The 3,391-nt window shown below is 64.6% G+C and carries 1 protein-coding gene and 1 pseudogene; both read right to left on the bottom strand.

Annotation, left to right across the window (positions count from 1 at the left end):
* Nucleotides 1-41 precede the first annotated feature (41 nt).
* Nucleotides 42-1,760, bottom strand: coding sequence for an ABC transporter ATP-binding protein (locus tag EOA28_RS29485; protein WP_245501622.1), 1,719 nt, complete (start codon nucleotides 1,758-1,760; stop codon nucleotides 42-44).
* A 274-nt stretch (nucleotides 1,761-2,034) separates the two neighbouring features.
* A pseudogene (locus EOA28_RS29480) lies at nucleotides 2,035-3,391 on the bottom strand (ABC transporter ATP-binding protein); the annotation flags it as partial.

The following is a 3,391-nucleotide window of genomic DNA, read 5'->3' as shown; positions in this document are numbered from 1 at the left end:
CGGGTAGACCCAGTGCTCGAACCAGCGATAGATGGCCTGCATCATTCGGCGGCTTCACCTTTCGTCGGCGGGGCGTCGGCGACCGGCTTTTCCTCCAGCAGGAAGCCGCCAGACTGGCGGCGCCAGAGCTGGGCATAGAGCCCGCCCTTGGCGATCAGCGCCTCATGCGAGCCGTCCTCGACGATGCGGCCCTTGTCCATGACGACGAGCCGGTCCATCGCCGCGATCGTCGACAGCCGGTGCGCGATGGCGATGACGGTCTTGCCCTGCATGAGCTTGTAGAGGTTCTCCTGGATGGCGGCCTCCACCTCCGAATCGAGCGCGGAGGTCGCCTCGTCGAGGATGAGGATCGGCGCGTCCTTCAGCATAACGCGGGCAATGGCGATGCGTTGCCGCTGGCCGCCGGACAGTTTCACGCCGCGCTCGCCGACAAGCGCCTCATAGCCGCTCTGCCCATGCGGATCGGTCAGCCCCGCGATCACCTCGTCGATCTGGGCGGCTTTCGCGGCGTTGAGCATCGCCTCGTCGCTGGCCGACTGGCGCCCATATTTGAGGTTCTCGCGAACAGATCGATGCAAGAGCGAGGTGTCCTGGTTGACGAAGCCGATCGCCCCACGAACGCTCTCCTGCGAGACGTTGCGGATGTCCTGCCCGTCGATCAGCACCTTGCCGTCCGGCACGTCGAACAGCCGCAGCACGAGATTGACCAGCGTCGATTTGCCGGCCCCGGAACGGCCGATCAGGCCGACCCGCTCGCCCGGCGCGATCTTCAGCGACAGGTTGTCGATGACGCCGCCTTTGCCGTCCTTGCGCCAATAGTTGAAGTTCACCCGGTCGAACTCGATGCCGCCGGCGGTCACGACGAGGGCCGGTGCGTCCGGCTGGTCCTGCATGACGATCGGCCGCGCGATCGTCGTCATCGAGTTGCTGGCGACGCCGATCTGCCGGAAGACATTGGCGCCGACATCGAGGATCCTGCCGGAGATGTTGGCGATCTGCAGCGCGAAAGGTATCGCGGTCGCCACGGCGGCGGTGGTCATCGTCCCTGCGTTCCAGCCGGCGAGCGCCACCCAGCTCACGGCGATAAGCAGCGCCGCGTTGAGGACGAACAAGGCCGACCACATCAGCGTGAAAACGCGCATGAGCTGGTAGAATGTGTCGGCGTGCTTGACCACCGCCTGCGAGACATATTTGTCTTCATGCTTGCCGGTCGAGAATGTCTTGAGCGTCAGGATATTGGTGTAGCTGTCGACCATGCGGCCGCTCACCTGCGACCACCGCTCCGACAATTGGGACGAGCGTTGTGTGATCCTGGGCATCGCGGACCAGAAGATCAGGCAATAGAACACCAGCCAGACCGCCACGACCGCCAGCAGAAGCGGGTCGAGCCGGGCCAGCACCACGATGGCGACCGCGACGAACACCAGCGCATACCAGACGGCATCGACGGTGAAATTGACGCTCATCTCCACCGAATCGCCGCTCTGCATGACCTTGGTCCCGATGCGGCCGGCAAAGTCGTTCTGGAAGAACGACCAGTCCTGGCGCACGACATGCCAGTGGCTCTGCCAGCGGATGAGGTCGATGAGGTTCGGCGCGATGGCATGGTTGCGGATCAGCGCATCGACGACCATCGACAGCGGACGCAAAAGCACGACGAAGGCCATCAGGACGAGCAGCGGCCCATGCGCGGCGAAGAAATCGCCGGGCCCGGTGCTGGCGAGCAGGCCGACGATCAGGCCGACGAAAATCGGCAGCATCGCGTCGATGATCGCCGCTACGGCAACGATGATCATGCGCAGCCGATAGGCGGCGCGAAACTGCCTTATGAAATACCAGTAGAACCGCCAAAGCCCCATTGGCGGCTGCCTGTCGTCGGCCAGCGCCACCGGCGAATAACGGCTTTCGAACCAGGTGAAGATGCGGTCGAACATTTTTCTCTCGTGGAGGCCACAAACCCGCCGGCGTCCGATCTGGTCGCCGGCGGGGCTCTACGCAGGTAACCGCCGCCATTTCCGTCGCCTTGGCGTCGGACTCGGCCGGTCCGTCATCGAGCAGGAAGCCGCCCGACTGACGCTGCCAGAGCTGGGCGTAGAGCCCGCCCTTGGCGACGAGCTCCTCATGCGAGCCCTCCTCGATGATGCGGCCCTTGTCCATGACGACGAGCCTGTCCATTGCCGCGATCGTCGACAGCCGGTGCGCGATGGCAATGACGGTCTTGCCCTGCATCAGCTTGTAGAGGTTCTCCTGGATCGCCGCCTCGGCCTCCGAATCGAGCGCCGAGGTCGCCTCGTCGAGGATCAGGATCGGCGCGTCCTTCAGCATGACGCGGGCGATCGCGATGCGCTGCCGCTGGCCGCCGGACAGTTTGACGCCGCGGTCGCCGACATGGGCATCGAACCCTTTGCGCCCATTGTGGTCGGAAAGCCCGCCGATGAAATCGAGCGCCTCCGCCCGCCGCGCCGCCTCGATGAGCATCTCGTCGGTCGCGTCCGGCCGGCCATAGAGGATGTTCTCCTTCACCGAGCGGTGCAGAAGCGAGGTGTCCTGCGTCACCATGCCGATCTGCGCGCGCAGCGAATCCTGCGTCACCGCCGCGATCTCCTGGCAGTCGACGAGGATGCTGCCGCTTTCCAGGTCGTAGAAACGCAGCAGCAGATTGACCAGCGTCGACTTGCCGGCGCCGGAACGGCCGACGATGCCGACCTTCTCGCCGGATTTCACGGTGAGCGACAGGTTCTCGATGACACCCTTCTGCTTGCCGTAATGGAAGCGGATGTCCTCGAAGCGGATCTCACCCTGGCTGACGGCGATGTCCTTCGCGCCCGGCCTGTCTTCGACCAGGCGCGGCAGCGAGATCGACTGGATGCCGTCCTGCACCGTGCCGATATTCTCGAACAGCCCCGACATCTCCCACATGATCCACTGCGACATGCCCCACATGCGCAGAACCAGGCCGATGACCACCGCGACCGCGCCGATCGTTACCGCCTGGCCGAGCCACAGCCACAGTGAGATTGCCGTCACCGAGAACAGAAGCAGCGAGTTCAGGATGTAGAGCAGGCCGTAGAGCACCGTGACCAGCCGCATCGAGCGGTAGACGGTGTCAAGGAAGCTCGCCATGCCTTCCCTGGCGAAGGTCGCCTCGCGGCGCGCGTGGCTGAACAGCTTCACCGTCTGGATGTTGGTGTAGCTGTCGACGACGCGCCCGGTCATGGTCGAGCGCGCATTGGCCTGCTCCTCGCCGACCTTGCCCAGCCGCGGGATGAAAAAGCGCAGGAGACCGATATAGCCGACCAGCCAGACGGCGAGCGGTGCCGCCAGCCGCCAGTCGGCCGAGCCGACGATGAACAGCATGCCGAGGAAATAGACGATGACGTAGTTCAAGACG

It is taken from the genome of Mesorhizobium sp. M2A.F.Ca.ET.067.02.1.1 (genome assembly GCF_004023285.1).
In the GTDB taxonomy this organism is placed as follows: Bacteria; Pseudomonadota; Alphaproteobacteria; order Rhizobiales; family Rhizobiaceae; genus Mesorhizobium.
Note: the sequence above shows the minus strand (reverse complement) of the source record. Positions and strands in the feature narration are given on the sequence as shown.

What these genes read in the sequence shown, in the direction of transcription:
- EOA28_RS29485 (WP_245501622.1), bottom strand. Translation starts at nt 1,760, where the DNA reads ATGCTGCCGATTTTCGTCGGCCTGATCGTCGGCCTGCTCGCCAGCACC.